The organism is Agromyces mediolanus, from assembly GCF_023715325.1.
Lineage (GTDB): Bacteria > Actinomycetota > Actinomycetes > Actinomycetales > Microbacteriaceae > Agromyces > Agromyces mediolanus_A.
On record NZ_JAMBNX010000005.1, the window covers coordinates 19942 to 40683 of the forward strand.

12 protein-coding genes and 2 tRNA genes are annotated in these 20742 nt (G+C 69.9%); 9 read left to right on the forward strand and 5 right to left on the reverse strand.

Annotated features, from left to right (window positions below; translation table 11 throughout):
• Window positions 1-195 precede the first annotated feature (195 nt).
• Entirely contained in the window at window positions 196-1824 is a 1629-nt protein-coding gene (gene pgm, locus M3147_RS10055; protein ID WP_251203340.1) for a phosphoglucomutase (alpha-D-glucose-1,6-bisphosphate-dependent), read from the reverse strand.
• A 177-nt stretch (window positions 1825-2001) separates the two neighbouring features.
• Window positions 2002-3264 (reverse strand): DUF445 domain-containing protein, encoded by a 1263-nt coding sequence (locus M3147_RS10060; protein WP_251203341.1) that lies wholly within the window; start codon window positions 3262-3264, stop codon window positions 2002-2004.
• A gap of 188 nt (window positions 3265-3452) precedes the next feature.
• On the opposite strand from M3147_RS10060, the gene pheA reads away from it, so the two are divergent.
• On the forward strand, window positions 3453-4406 hold the full coding sequence (gene pheA / locus M3147_RS10065; protein WP_251203342.1) for a prephenate dehydratase: 954 nt from the start codon (window positions 3453-3455) through the stop codon (window positions 4404-4406).
• 188 nt (window positions 4407-4594) lie between these two features.
• Here pheA and M3147_RS10070 read toward each other — a convergent pair whose 3' ends face one another.
• A complete protein-coding gene (locus M3147_RS10070) occupies window positions 4595-5611 on the reverse strand; it encodes a diacylglycerol/lipid kinase family protein (RefSeq protein WP_251203343.1) in 1017 nt (338 codons plus the stop codon).
• Window positions 5612-5712: 101 nt separating this feature from the next.
• On the opposite strand from M3147_RS10070, the gene serS reads away from it, so the two are divergent.
• The 6 genes from serS (at window position 5713) to M3147_RS10100 (ending at window position 10973) form a co-directional block, all read left to right on the forward strand.
• Window positions 5713-6981 (forward strand): serine--tRNA ligase, encoded by a 1269-nt coding sequence (gene serS / locus M3147_RS10075; protein ID WP_251203344.1) that lies wholly within the window; start codon window positions 5713-5715, stop codon window positions 6979-6981.
• Window positions 6978-7871 (forward strand): HAD family hydrolase, encoded by an 894-nt coding sequence (locus M3147_RS10080; RefSeq protein WP_251203345.1) that lies wholly within the window; start codon window positions 6978-6980, stop codon window positions 7869-7871. The genes serS and M3147_RS10080 overlap by 4 nt, the downstream gene beginning before the upstream one ends.
• A 106-nt stretch (window positions 7872-7977) precedes the next feature.
• Window positions 7978-9240: an LCP family protein gene (locus M3147_RS10085; protein WP_251203346.1), complete on the forward strand. Its 1263-nt coding sequence runs from the start codon at window positions 7978-7980 to the stop codon at window positions 9238-9240.
• Between the two features lie 136 nt (window positions 9241-9376).
• A tRNA-Ser gene (locus tag M3147_RS10090) sits at window positions 9377-9461 on the forward strand.
• Between the two features lie 137 nt (window positions 9462-9598).
• Window positions 9599-10807, forward strand: a complete 1209-nt coding sequence (locus M3147_RS10095; protein ID WP_251203347.1) for an LCP family protein — start codon at window positions 9599-9601, stop codon at window positions 10805-10807.
• Between the two features lie 74 nt (window positions 10808-10881).
• Window positions 10882-10973, forward strand: a tRNA-Ser gene (locus M3147_RS10100).
• Between the two features lie 107 nt (window positions 10974-11080).
• Here M3147_RS10100 and M3147_RS19525 read toward each other — a convergent pair.
• Window positions 11081-13111, reverse strand: a complete 2031-nt coding sequence (locus tag M3147_RS19525; protein ID WP_251203348.1) for a LuxR C-terminal-related transcriptional regulator — start codon at window positions 13109-13111, stop codon at window positions 11081-11083.
• Between the two features lie 362 nt (window positions 13112-13473).
• On the opposite strand from M3147_RS19525, the gene M3147_RS19530 reads away from it, so the two are divergent.
• Both M3147_RS19530 and M3147_RS10115 read left to right on the forward strand, forming a co-directional pair.
• Window positions 13474-14352 carry a CPBP family intramembrane glutamic endopeptidase gene (locus tag M3147_RS19530; RefSeq protein ID WP_251203349.1) on the forward strand — a complete coding sequence of 293 codons (879 nt, stop codon included), beginning with the start codon at window positions 13474-13476 and terminating at the stop codon, window positions 14350-14352.
• A 273-nt stretch (window positions 14353-14625) separates the two neighbouring features.
• A complete protein-coding gene (locus M3147_RS10115; protein ID WP_251203350.1) occupies window positions 14626-15105 on the forward strand; it encodes a hypothetical protein in 480 nt (159 codons plus the stop codon).
• 816 nt (window positions 15106-15921) lie between these two features.
• Here the strand turns inward: M3147_RS10115 and M3147_RS10120 are convergent.
• Entirely contained in the window at window positions 15922-20130 is a 4209-nt protein-coding gene (locus M3147_RS10120) for a DUF11 domain-containing protein (protein WP_251203351.1), read from the reverse strand.
• Window positions 20131-20742 lie beyond the last annotated feature (612 nt).

The following is a 20742-nucleotide window of genomic DNA, read 5'->3' on the forward strand; positions in this document are numbered from 1 at the left end:
CACCGCGAGCCATCGCGCGGGAGGAGACTCCACCCAGGGAGGCGTGGATGCCCCGGGTCATCCTCCGCCGCGCGAATCTCCTCCGGCGGTGCCCGGGGGTCGGCGGTGCCGGGGGTCGGCGGTGCCGGGGTCGGCGGTGCAGGGGTCAGCGATGCCGGGGTCGGGGGAGCGGGTCGGGAGAAGGGCAGGGCCCGGCTACCCGCCCAGGGCCTGGCCGACGATGCGCTGCGCCTCCGCCTGCACGAGCCGCAGGTGCTCGGGCCCGCGGAACGACTCCGCGTACACCTTGTACACGTCCTCGGTGCCGCTCGGTCGGGCCGCGAACCATGCGTCTTCGCTCACGACCTTCACGCCGCCGATCGCCGCGTCGTTGCCCGGCGCCTTCGACAGCTTCGCCGTGATCGGTTCGCCCGCGAGCTCGGTCGCCGCGATCGCGTCGCCGTCGAGCCGGCCGAGTGCGGCCTTCTGCTCGGGAGTGGCTGCGGCATCCGTGCGCTCGTAGGCGGGATCGCCGAAGCGCTCGACCAGGCCGCGGTAGAGCTCGGACGGCGACTTCCCCGTGACCGCGCGGATCTCGGCCGCGAGAAGGCAGAGCAGGATGCCGTCCTTGTCGGTCGTCCAGACCGAGCCGTCGAAGCGGAGGAAGGATGCCCCGGCGCTCTCCTCCCCGCCGAAGCCGACCGAGCCGTCGATGAGGCCCGGAACGAACCACTTGAAGCCGACCGGCACCTCCCAGAGCCGCCGCCCCAGCGACGCCGCGACGCGGTCGATCATCGAGCTGGAGACGAGGGTCTTCCCGATCGCGGCATCCGCCCGCCACTCGGGCCGGTGCGCGAACAGGTACTCGATCGCGACCGCGAGGTAGTGGTTCGGGTTCATCAGGCCGCCGTCGGGCGTGACGATGCCGTGCCGGTCGGCATCCGCGTCGTTGCCGGTCAGCAAATCGAAGTCGCCCGCCTTCGCGACCACGGACGCCATCGCGTTCGGGCTCGACGGGTCCATGCGGATCTTGCCGTCCCAGTCGAGGGTCATGAACGACCAGCTGGGGTCGACGAGCTCGTTCACGACCGTGAGGTCGAGGTCGTAGCGATCGCGGATCGCCGCCCAGTAGTTGACCGAGGCGCCGCCGAGCGGGTCGGCGCCGATGCGGATGCCGGACTCGCGGATGGCGTCGAAGTCGATGATGCTCGCGAGGTCGTCGACGTAGGCGGTACGGAAGTCGTACGTCTCCACCGCGCTCGGCTCGGCCTGGTTCACCCCGGTGAGGCCGGCCTCGATGAGCTCGTTCGCGCGGTTCGCGATCCAGCTCGTGGCGTCGCTGTCGGCGGGGCCGCCGTGCGGCGGGTTGTACTTGAAGCCGCCGTCCTGCGGCGGATTGTGCGAGGGCGTGATGACGATGCCGTCCGCCTCACCCTCGGCGCGGCGGGCCGGGTCGGCGTTCCAGGCGATGATCGCGCGGGAGAGCGCCGGGGTCGGCACGTAGTCGTCGAACTCGTCGACGAGCACGCGCACCCGGTTGCCGACGAGCACGTCGAGCGCGGTGGTCTGCGCGGGGGCGGAGAGGGCGTGCGTGTCGGAGCCGATGAACAGCGGGCCGGTGATGCCTTGCGCCGTGCGGTACTCCACGATCGCCTGCGTGATCGCGAGGATGTGCGTCTCGTTGAAGCTCGAGTTCAGGCTCGATCCTCGATGGCCGGAGGTGCCGAACGCGACGCGCTGCGCCGGCACCGACACGTCGGGCGTCAGCTCGTAGTAGGCCCGGACCAGGGCGTCGACATCGATCAGATCGGCCTCGAGGGCCGGCGTTCCCGCTCGCTCGTGCATGGGCCCAGTCTCCCACTGCGGCCCGTTCCCCCCGAGGGGGGGTTGCCCAACTTTCATGAAAGTCGGGCAAGTCGGCTCACCTTGACCTGGGCAAGTCGGCTCACCTCGACCCTGGGTTGCCCAACTTTCATGAAAGCCGGGCAAGTCGGAGCCGCGCGTGCGGTCGGAGCAGTGCGGTCAGAGGAGGGCGTGCAGGGCGGTGGCGATGCTGAAGATCGCGAGGCCCGCGAGGGCGCCGACGACCGTTCCGTTGATCCGGATGAACTGCAGGTCCCGGCCGACCTGCAGCTCGAGCTTCTCGGTCGTCTCCCGGGCGTCCCAGCGTTCGACGGTCTCGGTGATGACGCCGGCGATGTCGGACCGGTAGTTGCGCACCACATAGGCTGCGGCATCCGTCAGCCAGCGGTCCACCTTCGCCTGCAGGGCCTCGTCGGCGGCGAGGCGGGCGCCGAGCTCGATGACCGCCTGGCGGATGCCCCGGCGCAGCTCGCTCTCCGGATCGGCGAGCGCGGCCGTCAACGAGCCCTTCACCGCGGCCCACGCCTCACCCGCGAACTCGCGCACCCGAGGGCTGTCGAAGAGCTCCGTCTTCAGCCGCTCGACCCGCTCGATCGTCGCCGGGTCGCGCTGCAGGCTCTCGGCGAGGTCGCCCAGGTACCGGTCGATCGCGAGCCGCAGGGGATGCGCGTCGTCCGCGCGCACGGCCCGCACGAAGGCGAGCACCTCGCGGTAGGCGCGGTCGTCGATGAAGCGGTCGACGAGCTTCGGCACCCATCGGGGGAGGCGGTCGCTCACCATGTTGCCGAACGCCTCGGGGTGCGCGTCGAGCCATCCCTCCGCTCGGGCGAGCAGGGCGTCGATGGCCGGGCGCTGCTGGTCGGCGGCGACGAGCCGGGCACCGACCCGGCCGATCGCGGGCGCCCACTCGGGCTCCAGCAGGTGCCGCCTCGCGAGCTGTTCGAGCACCTGTTCGACGTCGTCGTCGCCGAGCAGCTCGAGCACGGCGTTCGCGGCGACGGATGCCTCGGCGGTCAGCCGTTCGGCGTGCGCGGGGTCGCGGAGCCACTCGCCGGCCCGGCGGGCGGGCTCCACCGAGCGGAGTTTGCCGAGCACGACCTCGTCCGAGAGGAACTCGTGCTCGACGAAGGCGCCGAGGCTCGCGCCGATCTCGTCCTTGCGGGTGGGGATGATCGCGGTGTGCGGGATCGGCAGGCCGAGCGGTCGCCGGAACAGCGCCGTCACCGCGAACCAGTCGGCGATCGCGCCCACCATGGCGCCCTCGGCCGCGGCGCGGACGTAGCCGAGCCAGGCGATGCGGTCCTGCAGGGCGAAGGACACGGTGAAGACGACCGCGGCGACGAGGAGCAGTGCCGTCGCGATCGTCTTCATCCGGCGGAGCGCGGCGCGGCGCTCCGCGTCGCTCGGAACGACCCGTTGCATGCCTCGCAGTATTTCAGGAACATCTGGCGGTAATGGCCGGCGTGCCGTTCGTCCTTCCGCGGAGTGGTGCGGGAGGAGGCGGGGCGGTTCCTGAGTTGTCGCAGCGGGGAGCGGGAAGCGGGAAGCGGGGAGCGGGGAGCGGGGAGCGGGGAACGGGACGCCGCCCGGCGCTCGACTAAGCTCGCGGCATGACGGACGCCCCCGACCCCGACCCCAGCTACTCCTATCTGGGCCCGGCCGGCACGTTCACCGAGGCGGCCCTGAAGCAGGTGCCGGAAGCGCAGGGCAAGCGCTGGCGCCCCGTGAACAACGTGGGCGAGGCGCTGGCCGACGTCGTCGCGGGTCACTCGGTCGCCGCGATGATCGCGATCGAGAACTCCGTCGACGGCGGGGTTAGCGCCACCCAGGACGCCCTCGCCACCGTGCCCGGCCTCCGCATCATCGGCGAGTACCTCGTGCCGGTGAACTTCGTGCTCGTCGCCCGGCGCGGCACCGCGCTCGCCGAGGTGCGCATCGTGAACGCCCACCCGGTCGCCTACGGCCAGTCGCGCGGATGGCTCGAGCAGCACCTGCCCGCGCACGGGCACATCCCGGCGACGAGCAACGTGCAGGCCGCCGCGAGCCTCTTCGAGGAGGGCGACCGCGCCGACGCGGCCGTCGCCCCGCCCGGCATCGTCGAACTCCTCGACGTCGACGTGCTCGCCCGCGACATCGGCGACAATCCGAACGCCGTCACCCGCTTCGTGCTCGTCGGCCGCTCCCGGGAGCTGCCGGCCCCGACCGGCGCCGACAAGACGAGCGTCATCGTGGAGCTGCCCGACGACGAGCCGGGCGCGCTGCTCGCGATGCTCGAGCAGTTCTCGACGCGCGGGGTGAACCTGTCCCTCATCCAGTCGCGCCCCATCGGCGACGCCCTCGGCCGCTACCGCTTCGTGATCGACCTCGAGGGGCACGTGCGCGACGAGCGCGTCGCCGACGCCCTGCTGGGTCTGCGGCGTTTTTCACCCAACGTGATCTTCCTCGGCTCCTACCCGCGGGCCGACCGGCGCGAGATCGAGTACCACTCCAAGTACGACGACGGGGTCTTCGTCGAGGCGCGCGATTGGCTGCGCGGCATCCTCTCGGGGGAGCCGGAGCACTGAGGTGACCGAGCTCGACCCGCGGTTCGACGCGCGCTTCCAGCGCGGGTACGTGCCCGGGCCGGGAGCCGACGGACGGCCGGATGCCTCGCCGGAGGCCGCACTCCCGGTCCCGATGCCGACGCGACCGCGAGCGCGGCGGAGCGACAGCCGCTGCCGTCGAGCGCGCGTCCCGCGGCGCCCCGCCCGCGTCAGCGCGGGACGCGGATGGTGAGCGCGGCGGGGTCGACCCGGAAGTGCGCTGAGACGATCTCGCCGAACTCGTCGCCGTCGATCTCGAACTCCTGCGGCTCGCCGTCGATGTCGATCTCGACCGAGCGTCCGCGGGAGTAGGCGACGGCGCGGTGGCGGTCGCCGCCGGTGAGGTCCATGAGTTGCCGGCCGAGGGCGCTCTTGCGCAGCACCCGGTTCTCCCAGGCGACGGTGCGCCAGACGAATAGCCAGCCGAAGAGGTTGCGCGGCTGCAGGCGCACGACGTCGAGCCGGCCGTCGTCGATCTCGGCGTCGGGCACGAGCTCGATGTTGCCGGGCAGGTAGCCGAGGTTCGCGACGAGGATGCTCGACACCTTGGAGCGGTGGTGGCGTCCGGCATCCATCCGGAACGTGATGCGGAACGGCTGCGACGCCGGGAGCGAGCGCAGCCCGGCGTCGACGTAGGCGAGCCAGCCGACCCGCTTCTTCAGTTCCGGGTTGGTGTTCGAGATCATCGCGGCGTCGATGCCGATGCCGGCCATGACGAGCGAGGTGTGCGACTCCTGGGCGCCGCTCGGGCGCACCACGTCGGCGACGAGGACGTCGACGGTGCGGTCGGCGCCGGAGAAGGCCAGCACCACGGCGTCGTCGGGATCGTTCACCGGCACGTCGATGTTGCGTGCGAAGAGGTTGCCGGTGCCGAGGGGCACGATGCCCATCGGCACGCCGCTGCCGCTCAGGCCCGCGGCGACCGCGCGCACGGTGCCGTCGCCGCCCGCGGCGATCACCAGGTCGACGCCCGCCTCGAGGGCCTCGAGGGCCATGCCCCTGCCCGGGTCGTCCTCGAGGGTGTCGATCCAGAGCGAGGGCGCGAAGCCCTGCCGCTCCTCCGCGCGCTCGACGGCGGCGCGGAGGGCGTCGATGCCCTGCTTGGTCGGATTGCTGATCACGGCGGCGCGGGGGCGCGCGGACGGATCGTCGGTCGCCGGGTCGCCGGCGGTCGTTTCGCTCGCCACACGCCAAAGGTACGGCATGCTCGCGGTCGGATCGGGGAGCCCGGCGCCGGGCCCGTCGGCGGGGCGGGGTCGGTGTGGGTGGTCCCGGCTAGACTTGCGGGGTGATCGATCCCGTGCTGCTCCGCGAGAACCCCGAGCTGGTCAAGCGTTCGCAGGAGCTGCGCGGGGAGTCTCCCGAGCTCGTCGACGAGGCGGTCGCGGCCGACGCCGCACGCCGCACGGCCATCACCGCGTTCGAGACGCTCCGCGCCGAGCAGAACGCCTTCGGCAAGCAGGTCGCCAAGGCGCCCAAGGAGCAGAAGGCCGAGCTCGTCGCCCAGGCCCAGCGCCTCGCGCAGGCCGTGAAAGACGCGAACCATGCCGCGAACGAGGCGGATGCCGCGTTCCAGGCCACGGTGCAGCGCCTCGGCAACGTCGTCATCGACGGCGTGCCCGCCGGCGGTGAAGACGACTACCTCGTGCTGCGCGAGGTCGGTCAGATCCCGGCGTTCGACTTCGAGCCGCGCGACCACCTCGAGCTCGGCGAGCTGCTCGACGCCATCGACATGGCCCGCGGCGCCAAGGTCTCCGGGGCGCGCTTCGACTACTTGAAGGGCGTCGGCGCCCGCCTCGAGCTCGGCCTCATGAACATGGGCCTCGACCGGGCCATCCAGGCCGGCTTCACCCCGCTCATCACGCCGACGCTCGTGAAGCCCGAGATCATGCAGGGCACCGGCTTCCTCGGCGCGCACGCCGACGAGATCTACTACCTGCCCGACGACGAGCTCTACCTGACCGGCACGAGCGAGGTCGCGCTCGCCGGCTACCACCAGGGCGAGATCCTCGACGTCTCGGCGGGCCCCATCCGCTACGCCGGCTGGTCGACCTGCTACCGCCGTGAGGCCGGCTCGCACGGCAAAGACACCCGCGGCATCATCCGGGTGCACCAGTTCAACAAGCTCGAGATGTTCAGCTACATCGACCCGGCCGACGCCGAGGCCGAGCACGAGCGCCTGCTCGGCTGGCAGGAGGGCATGCTGCAAGACCTGGGCCTCGCCTACCGGGTGATCGACACCGCGGCCGGCGACCTCGGCTCGAGCGCGGCCCGCAAGTACGACGTCGAGGCCTGGGTGCCCACGCAGGGCGCGTACCGCGAGCTCACCTCCACCTCGAACTGCACGACCTTCCAGGCGCGTCGCCTCGACATCCGTCACCGCACCGAGAGCGGCAAGACCGCGCCGGTCGCGACCCTCAACGGCACGCTCGCGACGACCCGGTGGATCGTCGCGATCCTCGAGACGCACCAGCAGGCCGACGGCTCGGTCGTGGTGCCCGAGGCGTTGCGCGGTTACCTCGGCGGCCTCGAGGTGCTGGAGCCGGTGCGGCGATGAGCGACCGTCGCGAGCCCCGGGTGCGCACCATCGTCGAGCAGACGGCGGATGCCTCGGCGGGCTCGCGCCCGTCGCTGCAGCCTCTGCCGCACGAGCACCGCTGGTTCGTCGCGCTCGATGTCGACGGCACGGTCATGCACGAAGACGAGTCGATCGACCACGCCGTGGCCGAGGCCGTCACCGCGGCCGTGACCCGTGGCCACCACGTGACGCTCGCGACGGGCCGTTCCTGGTCGACGACGGGTCCGGTGCTCCGCTCGCTCGGGCTCGAGCCGGAGTACGTGGTCTGCGCGAACGGCGCCGTGACCATGCGTCGCGACGAGGCGGCCGACGACGGGTACCGGCGCGAGTTCGTCGAGGTCTTCGACCCGACCGCCGTGCTCGAGCGCATCCGTGCGGTGCTGCCGGCCGGCGAGTTCATGATCGAGCTCGGCGACGGCTACCGCCTCTACACGGCCGGCATGACCGAGTGGAACCTCGACCGCGCCCGCGAGGTGCCGTTCGACGAACTGTTCGGCCAAGAGGCGACGCGCGTCGTCGTGCGCAGCCGCCAGCACGGCCTCGAGGAGTTCTTCGAGATCGTCGACCGCATGGGCCTGCACCATGTGAGCTACGCCATCGGCTGGACCGCCTGGCTCGACATCGCGCCCGACGGCGTCAACAAGGCCACCGCGCTCGAGCGCGTGCGCGGCTGGATCGACCACCCGATCGACCGGGTGCTCGCGGTCGGCGACGGCCGAAACGACATCGAGATGTTCCGCTGGGCGGGCTCCGCCGGCCGTGCCGTCGCGATGGGGCAGGCGCCCGAGGAAGTGCGCGAGGTCGCCGGAGAGGTCGCCGGGGCGATCGACGACGCGGGCCTCGCGGCGGTGCTGCACTCGCTGCCCTGAGCGGCGCGCCCGACTCGCGCCCCTGAACGCCGCGGCGTCGCCGGGGCGTCCCGCTATCCTGTCGCTGCGACGGCCATCGACCTGGCCGGTCCGGGGGAGCACAGCCATGGCGGCACGGCACGGGAGACAGCGGCGCCCGAGCGCGTGGCGCGCGCTCGGAAAGGGGCTCGCCGTGTGCGTCACGGTGCTGCTCGTCTCCACGTTGGGCGTCGCCGCGTATGCCACGGCCGACCTGTACGACGACCTCCAGGAGCCGCCGACGTTCACGCTCGAGAGCGAGGAGGTGCTCGCCGAGATCCCGGACATCGGGGTGATGGACGGCGGTCTGACCTTCTTCCTCGCCGGCATCGACAAGCGGCCGGCGGACGGTTCGTTCGGGGACCCCGAGGAGGACTCGGCGGTCCTGAACGATGTGAACCTGCTGGTGCACATCGCGCAGGACCACTCGCACGTCGAGGTCGTGAGCTTCCCGCGCGACCTGCTCGTCAGCGTGCCCGAGTGCGCCGACCCGAACGGGGCGGAGGGCGAGACGCTCTCGGCGATGTCGAGCGCGAAGATCAACACCGTGTTCCAGCACGGCGGCCTGGGCTGCGTGGCGCAGACGGTCGAGGAACTCGTCGGCATCCCGATTCCCCTGGCGGGCGTGGTGGAGTTCGCCGGCGTCGCCGCGATCAGCGAGGCGATCGGCGGCGTCGAGGTCTGCCTCGTCGACCCCATCGACGATCCGTGGTCGGGGCTGAACCTCCCGGCGGGCACGCACTCGATCTCCGGGCTGACCGCGCTCGCCTTCCTGCGCACCCGGCACGCGGTGGGCGACGGCTCCGACCTCGGCCGCATCTCCAGCCAGCAGGCCTTCATGGCCTCGCTCATGCGCAAGGTGCAGGCCGAGGGGGTGCTCGACGACCCGATCCGGCTGTACTCGATCGCGAAGGCCGCGCTCGCGAACATGCAGCTCTCGAGCTATCTGCAGGACCCGGCGACGCTCATCTCGATCGCCAGGACGGTGCAGGACCTCGACCTGTCGAAGATCGTCTTCGTGCAGTATCCGACGAGCTACACCGAGGACCTGTCCGCCGTCGTGCCATCCGAGTCGGCCGAGGCGATCAACACGGCCCTGCAGGCTGACGCGCCCATCGCGCTCTCGGCGAGCGCCACCGATCGCGCGAGCTTCGGTACCGCGCCGGTGACGCCGGCTCCCGAGGCGCCGGCGTCGGAGGGCTCGCTCTCCGAGGATCCGGCCGCCGATCCCGCGACCGTCACGGACGGCGCGGTGGCGACGGATGCCTCGTCCGACCCTCCAACGCTGCCCGACGACGTCACCGGGCAGTCCGGCAGCGAGGTGCGCTGCGCGACCGCGAACGAAGGCTGACCAGGGGATCCGAGCTTGCCTCAGCGCCTTCCCAGGGCGGAATGGCAGGCTGGACAGGACGTGGTTCGGTAGAATCGGGGCCTGTCCGTTGCGGGCGTGTCGGGGTTCAGGCCTCGGCGGGCGTGCCAGCGGGCATGGAGGGCTGTCCGAGCGGCCGATGGAGCTGGTCTTGAAAACCAGTGGGCAGCAATGCCTCGTGGGTTCGAATCCCACGCCCTCCGCGTCGAATCCCCAATCAGGCAGACGGAAGGAACGCGATTTGCCTCACGACGTGCAGCCCACTTCGCGGCGCTCCGCCAAGACGCCGTCGCTCGCGCGCCACGGTCGACTCCGCCGCAGCGCGGCATGGAAGACGATCATGAAAAGCGTCGCGGCGGTCGCCGCCGTCACGCTCGTCTCGGGCGGCGCGGTCGCGGCCTACGCCGCGTGGGACCTCGCGGCGACGGCGCAGCCGACGGTCACCCTCGACAGTGAGAAGGTGCTCGAGGGCGTGCCCGATGTCGGCGCCATCGAGGGCGGCGTGAACCTGCTCGTCATCGGCAGCGACAGCCGTCAGGGGCAGGGTGGTGGATTCGGCGACCCCGACGAGGAAACCGCCGTGCTGAACGACGTGACCATGCTCGTGCACATCTCCGAGGACCACTCGCACGTCGAGGTCGTGAGCTTCCCCCGCGACATGTACGTCTCCGTTCCCGGCACCTGCAACGATCCCGAGAATCCCGACGAGGAGCTCTCGGCGCTCTCGAGCGTGAAGCTGAACAGCGTGCTCGCGTACGGCGGCATGGACTGCGTCGTGAAGACAATCGAGGAGCTCACCGGCGTCACGATCCCGTTCGCGGGCATCGTGCAGTTCATGGGCGTGGCCGGGCTTTCGGAGGCCGTCGGCGGCGTCGAGGTCTGCGTGGCCGAGCCCATCGAGGACCCGTACACCGACACCTACCTCGACGCCGGCATGCACGAGCTCTCCGGGATCGCGGCACTGCAGTTCCTCCGCGTGCGACACGGCGTCGGCGACGGATCCGACCTCGGGCGCATCTCGAACCAGCAGGTGTTCCTCTCCGCGCTGGCCCGTCAGCTGCAGTCCGACGGCACGCTCGGCGACCCGGTGAAGCTCTACAGCATCGCGAAGGTCGCCCTCGCGAACATGCAGCTGTCCTCGAGCCTTACCGACCCGACGCGCATGATCTCCATTGCGAAGGCGATGAAGGACGTCGACCTCTCGAAGGTCGCGTTCGTCCAGTACCCGACCGGCTACACGGGCGACGGGGTGGTTCCCGCCGAGTCGGCCGAGCTCGTGAACCAGGCGCTGCAGAACGACATGCCGATCAGCTTCGACCCGAGCGCCGACCAGACCGACTTCGCCTCGGCGGCCGACCCGAACGCACCGGCCGCGCCGAACGCGGACGTGGCGGCCGAGGGCGACCCGGGCGAGGCTCCGGCCGGGGATGGCTCGAGCGACGCCCCCGTCGAGTCCACCCCGCCGCCCGGCACACTGCCGAGCGACGTCACCGGCCAGACCGCGGCCGAGGTGCGCTGCTCCGCGGGGCGCACCCTCGCCGACCAGTAGCCCCCGCCGCTCGAATCGTGATTCGCCCGGCCATCGGGTTATGATTGCAGTCGCGTGCGCGCAAGCGCTCGCAAGGAGACGTCGCATAGTCCGGTCGAGTGCACCACCCTGCTAAGGTGGAGTCCCCGTAAGGGGACCGCGGGTTCAAATCCCGCCGTCTCCGCCACTCGAACGCCCCCGCTGTGTGCGGGGGCGTTCGTCGTTTCGGGTGGCGCCGGTGCGTGATCTGACCGACCTCGAGGGAGCCGTACGTGGGCTCCTCGAAACGCGGGATCAGCTCCTGGAATTCGGGTCTCTGACGAGGTCGCCGATCAGCTCGGCCCGGCGGCCAGCTGCGACGGCTTCGGCACGGGTCGTCGCGCCGAGCTTCTGGTAGATCGACTTGATGTGGCTGCGAGCGGTGTTGGCCGAGATGAACAGCTCGGAGCCGATCTCCGCTGCGCTCAGCGAAGTCGGCAGGAGCTCGAGCACCTCGAGCTCACGCCGGCTCAGGTGACCGCGGACCGGCCGACGGGACCGCGCCCCGTGTAGCGAGGCGCGCAGAGCGGAGATCCGAGTGAGGAGCGCGCCGACGTCGACCGCGCCGTCGCACAGTTCCTCCGCTTGGGTGAGTGCGATAAGCGCTTCGCTGCGACGCCCGAGTGCGGCTTCGGCACGGCCAAGCTCTATGAGCAGGTACGGCACGGCGAGCACCGTGTCACTCGGCTGCTGACGCGCGACACCCAGCGCGTGCATGACGGTCGCCCGCGCGGCGTCAGGAGCGCCGGTTTCGGTGTGCTGCCGTGCGATGGCCTGCTCAGCCGACAGGTAGACCGGGTCGGCGCCGACCTCGAACGCGATACGGGCGCGCTGCATCCGGTCGATCTGCATCGTGGCTGCGGCCCGATCGCCGAGTTCGAAATCGCACAGGGCGCGGTACGCGGGCACCAGCACTCGCAGCGGTCGCGGAAGCGGCGCACCTCGGTCGAGCGCATCGAGCAGTTCGAGTGCTTCTGCGCAGCGTCCGGCGAGGTAGCGCATCGTGGCCAGCCGCAGCGCGACGAGAGGGGAGAGTGGGTTGGAGGGATCATGTCCGGCGAGGAAGCGTTCACCCGCGCGCGTCGCCGCTCCGACATCGTTGTAGCACGCCATCGAGTGGACGAAATCCTCGACGTCGTCCCAGCTGTCGAAGCCCTCGACAGCTCGCTCACCCGCTGCGCGGCGCCCACGCGCGAGAGCGCGGTCGCGTCGAGCGGGGTCGCCGCCTGTCGCCGTCGCCCAGGCCTCCCAGAACGCGAGTCGCGGGTCGCGGTTCAGTGCGGACTCCGGGATGCGATCGAGCCAGCTCAGCCCGAGTGACTGCCTCGGTACGACCGCGTTCGCTCGGACGTTGGACAGGATGTCCGCGACGGTGTCGTAGTCCTCGGCGCCGATGAGGTGGTGGATCGAGAGGGCAAGGTCGTGTTCAGGCTCGAGTGCGGCGAAGGCAAGACGGTGCAGAGCCCGGCGGCGCTCGGGGTTCCCGCGTTCGAGCTCAGCGGTCAGACGGTCACGCACCAGCTGGTGCATGCGCCACCACCTGCCCTCGCCGTCGAGACCGACGATCAGGCCGGTGCGTTCGGCGACCTCCATGGCGAGAGGCCATGCGCGTGCGTCCCCGAGGACGGCGTCGACCGTCGCTGCGTCGAAGCGCTCGAAGATCGAGAGCATCTGTAGCAGTGAGTGGTCCTCGGGCGAACTGCCGGCGAGCCCCTCGCGCACGAGTGCGTCGAGGCCGCCGCCTTCGGCCCGCCCGGCGGTCGCGCGGGGGAGAACGACGCCGCGGGAGAGGGCGGAGGCGACGAGCGAGACGGCCGCCGGCCAGCCATCGGTCAGGTCCTCCAAATGGGCGAGCTCTCTCGCATCGAGCCGCAGACCGTACGACGTGTCGAGGAGCTCCGCCGTCTGACGTGCGTCGAGCCGCAGTTCGTCGATGCCGAGCTCCATCCCCCGGCCGCGGGCCTGCAGACGCTCGAACGTGGGCAGCTCGAGAGCGGTCCTCGTGATGATCACCGTCATCACGTTGTCCGGTGCGTGCCCGAGAAACCAGTCGAGGCTCGCCAGTGTGCTTTCTCGGTCGAGCAGGTGCGCGTCGTCGAGGACGAGCGTCCACGGAGCAGGCGAGGCGGCGAACGCGTCGATCAACGGCACGATCAGGCCGGCACGTACTCCTCCTGCGGGAGCCGCGCCGCTGCGGTGGGGCTGGTGCAGCCCAGCGGCTGTTGCGCCAGCGGTGACGGCCAGCCAGAGGCCCTCCGGATCGTCGTCGTCCTGATCGAGGCTCACCCAGATGCCCCGCGGGCCGTCTCCCTGGCCGCTGTCGCTCAGCCACTGAGCGACAGCGGTTGTCTTGCCGTAGCCCGCCGGTGCACGGACGACGAGTGCTGACGGACGTTCCCGGCTCGCGCGTTCGAAGACTGCCGGTCTCGCGACCGCATGGGCGGCGGAGACCGGTGGGCGGAACTTCGTCACCGGGAACATCGTTCACATTCTGGCGCGTCGGATTCACCTAGGTGAAGTCTCGGCCGACGCGCGCGCGGTCGGGAGCGTCGACAGTATCGTCGAAGGGCTCGCGGCGCATTCGTCGGGTGCGGTACGAGCATGCCGGGGTGTCGACTGCGCCCCCGTCGGGGAGAAGGGAACGTTCAGTGGCCGATCACGAAGCAACGGTGGCCGGCGCGTCCGGCTGGCGCGCGTTTTGGAACCGCGGCGGGTGGTGGAAGGCGCTCATTGTGGTCGTCGTCTACGGCGTCATTTATCAGTTCCTCCCGTTGCTCTTCACGCCGCTCTTTGCCGGGGTCGAGGGGCAGGCGCTGCTGGAGTCGCCGGGGAGCGTGTTCGCGCAGGTTGGCTTCGCCGTGCTCCTCGGGTCCGTGGTGCTTCTCGCGTTCGCATGGACCCTGGGGTGGCTGCCGGGTCCGCTGTTCACCAGGCAGCCCGTCTACCGCCGGTGGTGGATGTGGATCGCGCCGGTGCTCGTGCTGATTCCGATCGTGCTACGGCTGATCGGTATCGACTGGGGCCTCTACAGCGCCGGCGTCGTCGCCGTCGCCATGCTCTCCGGCCTCTTGGTCGGCTTGGCTGAGGAACTGCTCTTCCGTGGCCTCGTGGTCGAGTTGATGCGCAAGGCGGGTCACAAGGAGTGGGCGGTCGCAGCGGTCTCCTCGTTGTTTTTCGCCCTGATGCACTCGACCAACATCTTCACGGGACAGCCTGTCGGCACCGTCGCGTACACGCTCGTGTACACGTTCTGCTTCGGTGTGCTCATGTACCTCGTCATGCGAGTCACGGGCAACCTCATCTGGGCCGTCATCCTGCACGGACTCACCGACCCGACCGGGTTCCTCGCGGTGGGCGGTATCGACGAGAACGCCTCAGGCACGACCAACGCCGCCCTCGCTCTCGTCGGCGCGGCGACCTGGCTGCTCATGATCGGCGCACTCGTGCTGCTGATCTTCATCCGAGGACAGGCGTCCCCGCGTCTCGCGGCCGGCGTCGCCGCAGCACCCGCAGCGCGGACGAGCTGACCAGAGGAAGTGCCGAGCGTGCGAGTTGCCTGACGCTCGGCACCGGTCGTCCGCCTTGCGGTTCGTTGTGGCGCGGAGGTTTGCGGAGACGACGAGGAAGGTGCGAGGACTGTTGTGCCGCCGGGAGCGCGCATTCGTCGTTCACCTCTGATTTCGAACGCTTCGAAGTGGGTGTAGTTACCCAGATAGGAGATGCGTGCTGCTGAGTAATGGCGTTGGCTGCAACTCCGGACTGGCCGTTGCGGACTGAAGCAAGGAGCGTAGCGTAAAGCTATGAAGCGCACTCAAGACCGTCCCTTCGATCCGACCGAAACGGACCGTCGCGAGATCGCCGGGTTCGGTGCATCACTTGTGGTCGCTGAACCCGGCGAGCCGCTGATGCTCCGGGGTTGGAGCTGGGAATCGCACAACGGCACAACAATCTTTGGGGAGGCCGGCTACCTTACCGACGCTGAGCAGGAAGTGCGAGTCCGGACGTGGAAGCACCTTCCTGGTTTCTCCGAGGCCGATGCAGCGCAAGCTCATCTCGCTGACCTGCGTGATAACTTCGCGGCGGGCGAGCCAACACCGGCAGACTCCGTCGGGGTGATCGTCGATGGCGAAGAACACCTTGCTGCTCGATTCTCCACAGGTGGCTTTGACCTCGCCATCTGCCGCCTCGACGGCGTGACGCTCACAATCGCTTGGCCTGCTGACTCGCTGCTTCCCAAGTTGGTCGATTCAGCCGGAGGTTCACCCGGCGTCATGAGGTAGCGCGGGATCTGCCGACGTCGCGAGCCTGACAGGATGAACTTCGCGACGCGGGTGGCCTGCGGTCGGCTACGGCCGCTTCAGAATGGGGGTTGCAGCGATGTGCTCCTGCATGCTTCCCGCCCGGGTGAGGGTGTTGTCGACCAGGTTGCGGAGCGGCTGGTCGCTATTGAGCCACTCAGTGGCGAATTCGGCAGGTATGAGGACGGGCGCCCGGTCGTGGATGGGCGAACAAGACATTGGCGTGCTTCTCTGGGAGGAGTTGATCGTTTGCGGTTTTGACAAACGCGAGTCTTTGCGAGGGACGGCGGCACCTCTCAAGTCCAGAGGCGGCACGTCTTGTCCCCGAAGGCGGCGGAGATTCGACGACCACTCATCCATCTGAGATGAGCCCATCCACTCGGGCTCGCGCACCGATTGAAATCGCGCTGGAGGATTTTTCCGCTCATGCGAGAGGATTACCCACTGAAGCACAGAATCAGTGCTCGGTGATGATGCGGATCTGAGAGATTTCAGATCACGCCCCACTCGAAACGCCCCCGCTGAGTGCGGGGGCGTTCGTCGTTTCGGGTGGCGGGCGTGGGCGCTTGAGAAATGACTGGGCCCTGCTCGAACACGTGAGCAGCCTCTGGTTTTCGGCTCTTTTGATCATGCCGCCGATCAGCTCAGCCCAGCGGCCGCGGCGACGGCTTCGGCGCGGGTTGTCGCGCCGAGCGCCTGGCAAATCGACGTGATGCGACTGCGCACCGCGTTGGTCGGGATGAACAGCTCGGGCCGCGGAACCGGATGGTTCCGCGGCCCGAGTTCGGTACCGCCGGCCTACTCAGCCAGGCGGCGGCGCCGGATCATGAGCATCCCGCCGATCCCGAACAGCCCGATCGCGGCGATCCCGAGGCCCCAGGCGATCGTCGTGCCGGTCGTCGCGAGCGGATCGTTGGACGCCGGCGGGACGGCGACCTCGGTGATCTTCGCTGTGGACGGCTCGGAGGTGACCGGATCGCCGCCGGGCGGCGTGACCGTGACCGTGGCGGTGTTCTCGAGCGGCTCGCCGATCAGGTCGGCCGCGACGACGACGTAGCTCGCCGTGCACACGATCGTCTGGCCGGGCAGGAGCTCAGCGGGCTCCGCCGGGCACACCGGCGCGGTGAGCTTGCCGCGACCGGTGAACCGGCCCTCGTTGATGACCGGATCGCTCAGGCTCGTGTTGCCCGTGTTCGTCACCGTGAACGAGTACGTCACGAGTTGGCCAGCCTTCGTGACCTTCTGCACGTCGGCGGTCTTCACCACGGTCGCGGCGGGGTTCGCCGGCTGCGGGACGATCACGGTCGACGGCTCCGACGGCACCTTCTCCCCGGAACCGGGCGGGTTGCCCTCCGCTGTAGCGGTGTTGGTGATCTCACCCGCGTCGATGTCGGCCTGGGTCACCGTGTACTCGGTGCTGCACACCACCTGGTCGCCCGGTGCCAGCGATGCCGCCCCAGCGGGACAGATCGGCGCCTCGAGCGTCCCCGACCCGGTGAACTCGCCCTCGACGACTGAGACGTCGGTCAGGGTCACGTTCCCGGTGTTCGTCACGACGAACGAGTAGGTGATCGTCTCGCCGGCGCGGAAGTCGACCGGAGCATTGGGCGACGCGGACTTCACGACCGTGAGGCCGGGCTCCTGCTCGACCGCGACGGTGGTCGTCGAGGGCTCCGACGGGATCGGGGTCTCCGAGCCCGGCGGCGTTCCCGTCGCACTCGCCGTGTTCTGCAGCGTGCCTGCGTCGACGTCCGCTTGGGTCACCGTGTAGGTGCTGGTGCAGGTCTGCGCGTCACCCGGTGCGAGCGAGCGCTCCGGGCAGACCGCGGGCGGCAGCACACCGGTGCCGGTGAAGTTGTCATCGGCGATCTCGATGTTGGACATCGAGACATTCCCAGTGTTCGTGACGAGGAACGAGTAGACGATGCGCTGCCCTGCCGCCGTGACGGTGGTCACGTCGGCGGACTTCACGAGCTCGAGCCCGGGCGCAGCCGCGGCGGTGACGGTCGCCGTCGACGGCTCCGACACCGGCACATCGACACCCGCGGGCGGCGTCGCGGTCGCGGTCGCGGTGTTCGTCACCTCGCCGGCATCCACGTCGTCCTGCGTGACGACGTAGCTGGCCGTGCAGGTGACCGGATCGTTCGGCGCCAGCGTCGTCCCGGCCGGGCAGCTGACTTCCAGCGGGCCGGCGCTTCCTGAGAACGCGGCCTCGTCGATGACCGGGTCGGTCAGTGTGACCGTCCCGGTGTTCGTGACGAGGAAGGAGTACTCGACGGTGTCGCCGGCCTTGGTGACCGCCTGCGGGTTCGCGGACTTCACGAGGGTGAGCTCGGGGGTCCGGTCGGTGTCGACGGTCGTCTCGGACGGCGGCGTGGTGATCTTCCCACCGCCGGGCGGCGTGCCGGTCGCGGTCGCCGAGTTCGTCACCTCACCGGCATCGATGTCGGCCTGCGTGAGCGTGTACTCCGCGGTGCAGGTCGTCGTCCCGGTCGGGGCGAGGGTCGGGTCGGGGCAGGTCACTGCACCGAGGGTTCCGGTGCCGGAGAACTCGCCCTCCTCGACGGCGATGTCCGACACGGTCACGTTGCCCGTGTTCGTCACGAGGAAGGAGTAGGTGATCACCTCACCCGCGACGCCGCTGCCGGCGACGCTTCCCGACTTGACCACGGTGAGAGCGGGTGCGGCCTCGATCGTGACCGCCGCCGACGACGGCCCCGAAACCGGGTCCAGAGTGGCGGGTCCGTCGGCGGACGCGGTCGCGGTGTTCGTCACCGTTCCCGCGTCGACGTCGGCCTGCGTGAGCTCGTACTCGGCGGTGCACGTTACGGTCTGGCCGGGGATGAACGGGTCAGCCGGGCAGCTCGCCACGGGAGCAGGACCGGTGCCCGAGAATGCGAGCTCGGTGATCGCCGCGCTCTGCACCGTCACGTTCCCGGTGTTCGTCACCGCGAACGAGTAGTTGAGCGTTTCCCCAGCCTTCGTCGGCTTCGCCGGGCTGACGCTCTTGACGAGCGAGATCGCCGGGGCCGGGGCCACCGGGATCGTGACCTCGGACGGCGGCGTGGTGATCTTCTCGCCCCCGGGCGGGGTGCCGGTCGCTGTCGCGGAGTTCGTCAGGGACAGTGCGTCGACATCGGCCTGGGTGAGGGTGTAGTCGGCCGTGCAGATGACCTGCTCGTTCGGAGCAAGAGTGTCCGTGCCGGCGGGACAAGTGATCGCACCCATCGGGTCACTCCCCGAGAACGACGCCTCGTCGATCGCGATATCGCTGATCGGCACGTTGCCCGTGTTGGTGACAACGAAGGAGTAGGTGATCGCCTGCCCGACCGTGTAGGCAGCCGCGTCCGACGGGGACGCCGACTTCACGACCGACAGGTTCGGCGCCGGCGCGGTCGTCGGCGTGTGGGTCGTCGACGGCGCCGAGGTGATCGGCGTCGAGGTGCCCTCCGGCGTCGCGGTCGCGGTGGCCGAGTTGTCGACTCCGCCGGCCGTTTCGTCGTCGGCGGTGATCGTGTACGCCGCATCCGCCGTGCACGTCACGGTCGCGCCGGGCGCGAGCGCGCCTGCCGGGCAAGTGACCGCTCCGATCTTCGGGTCGTCGACCGCGACGTCGTTGAGCGCGACGAGGCCGGTGTTCGTGACCGTGAAGGTGTACTCGATCGTGTCGCCGGCGTCGACGATGCCGTCGCTGTTGGCGTCGACGGGGGTGCCCGCGTGCTTGACGAACGACACGGAGGCCGGGTTCGCCGTCGTCGACGAGGTGTTGTTCGCGGTGTTCGGGTCCTGCTCGTTGGCCGTGACCCTCGCGGTGTTCGTTACGGCGGAGGTCACGTTCGCCGGAGCGTTCGCGGTGATCGTGATCGTGGTCGAGTCACCGGCCACGAGACGACCACCGGTGCAGACGACGTCGGCGCCCGCGACGGTGCAGCCGGGCGTGCTCGAGGCGGCACCGGTCAGCGGCGCGGGAACCGCATCACGGACGGAGTACCCGCTCGAGTTGCCCGGGCCGTTGTTCGTCACGGTCAGCGTGTATTCGACCGGGCCACCGGCCGGCAGGAGCACCGCCGGACCCGTCTTCTCGATCGCGAGGTCGGTCGGCTGACCGGGCGAGGCGGCGCCGTCGTTGTTCCCGCTCCCGGGACCGGTCGTCCTCGACACGACGGTGAAGGTCGGCGTCGCGCTGCCCGGGTTCGTGACCGCGATCTGTGTCACTGTTCCGGAGCTGTTCTGGGAGAAGCCCAGGTTTCCGTTGCCATAGGTCCAGTTCGCACCGGAGACATCGGTCGCACCATTCAGGAAGAACGGGGCCGGGTAGAACGTGACAGTGCCCGAGGCTGGATTGATGCGCGCGATCTGCGACGCTCCACCGCTGGTTGAGTGACCCCAGAAGAAGCCGTTGGCGAACGTGAAGTCGGACACCTGCGACGCTTGGCTCAGCGTCACCGTGCGGGCCACCGCGCCGGTGCTCACGTTGATCGCGGTGAGCGTGTTCGACCCGCTGGTGGTGATGTAGAAGAGCCCGTCGCCACCGAATGCGCCGACGTTGGCGTTTATTCCGTAGGTCTGGGTTCCCACGCGCGTGATGACCCCACCCTCACCGATCCGAATCAGGGATGAAGTCGGGAGGGCGGCGTTTCCGGCGGTGACGATGCCGTACAGGTAGTTGTTCGCCGTGTTGTATCCGATGGCGTTGTACGAGACCGCCGAGACTGGACCTTCAGGGCTGAAGCTCACATTGCCGGCGGCGTCGGTGACTGCCTTGTTCAAACCGGTCGGCACGCCCTGCGCGACGAACACCAGCGGGTCGGCGGCGGGGAAGGCGTCACCCGGCGCCGCCGCCGCAGGAGCAGCCGAGAGGGCGCCGAGTCCAACCAGGCTCGCGGTCGCGAGCAGACCACTCGCGAGGCCGGCGAGCAGCCTCGAATACGGACGGACGCCGGCGGTTCGCCGACGTCCAGGTTGTGTCCTCGTCCCCGTTCGAGGTCGTTTGAACGCAGGCGTCATCCTGAGGGTCCCCCCTTTTTTCGGGCGCGCCGAGCGCGCCCCATCCCGAATCTCCCGAATCGCAGACCGAGCACGAGCTCAAGGTCCACTCTCAGTCACCGTACAGAGGACCCAAGGCCAATTCAAGGAGACTCCGGCGTGCCGACCACCCCCGAACGAGGGTGAATACCGTGCTCGGGGTTGGGGGCATCTCCGCTGCGCGTGAGACCGCAGAACGGATATGCCAACCGCCTCGCGCCCCTGCGGGCGACGCCGAGCCCGACGGATGGTTGAACGGGCCGCAGGCTGGCGGGCCCGGCCGGTACCGCACAAGCTGTCGATCGTGTCCCGGCACACGTCAGAGTCCACCGCGGTCCGCGGAAGACGCGGGCCCTGGGCAAGCTAGACCCGGGCGCCGCGAGTTCAACGACTAGGTCGGCGCCGCCTGTGCCCTTCTACGCCGGAAGGACCTCACCGAATGGACCGAGAGTCCCACCGCAGACGTCGGCAGAGGATTATCGCGGTGGCGCGGAGGATTACCGTGACGCGAGACGAATCAGAGGGCACCCACGGTGCGGATCAGTGAGATCTCAGACCACGCCCCACTCGAAACGCCCCCGCTGTGTGCGGGGG